Below are 447 nucleotides of genomic sequence, written 5' to 3'. Positions count from 1 at the left end.
CCGTCTGGTCGAATGCCACCGCCGGCGTACCTACCGGTACCGGAGCTGGTACCACCCGGATGGTGTTCATCCGTCCGTCGGCATCGAACGATAGCAACAGGCGCAGCGTATAGCGTTCAAACATCAGGTCGCGATGCCACAGCTTCACGCCCTGCGCTTCATCCTCGCCCCACGCCCCGGCCGACTTCAGCTTTCCAAACTGTGCCTCCAGCTGCTTCCAGGTGTCATTAAACAAGGCTGGCGACAGCTGACGTCGTCCTTCATCGTTCAGCTCCGCATAAATGCTGTCACCCCGACCGGCCATCAGGTGTTCATAGATGCGCTCCGCACGGTTCTGTTCCCCGTCCTGCGCATATCCGACCCATGCAGTGCAGGCCATCAGCAATAGTAAAAGTATTTTTTTCATCATATATAATAAGTTGACAAGTTAACGAGTTGACAAGTTAA

At 55.0% G+C, this 447-nt stretch carries 1 protein-coding gene; it reads right to left on the bottom strand.

The window, feature by feature from the left end; translation table 11 throughout:
• Positions 1 to 409, bottom strand: a 409-nt coding sequence (locus QVP67_RS08415; protein ID WP_288180039.1) for a DUF3887 domain-containing protein, incomplete at its 3' end; no start/stop codon positions are given.
• Positions 410 to 447 lie beyond the last annotated feature (38 nt).

This window comes from Bacteroides sp. CAG:633 (assembly GCF_000435115.1).
Classification (GTDB): domain Bacteria; phylum Bacteroidota; class Bacteroidia; order Bacteroidales; family Bacteroidaceae; genus Bacteroides; species Bacteroides ndongoniae.
The sequence above is the reverse complement of the archived record's forward strand: the minus strand, read 5'-3'. Positions and strand labels throughout refer to the sequence as shown.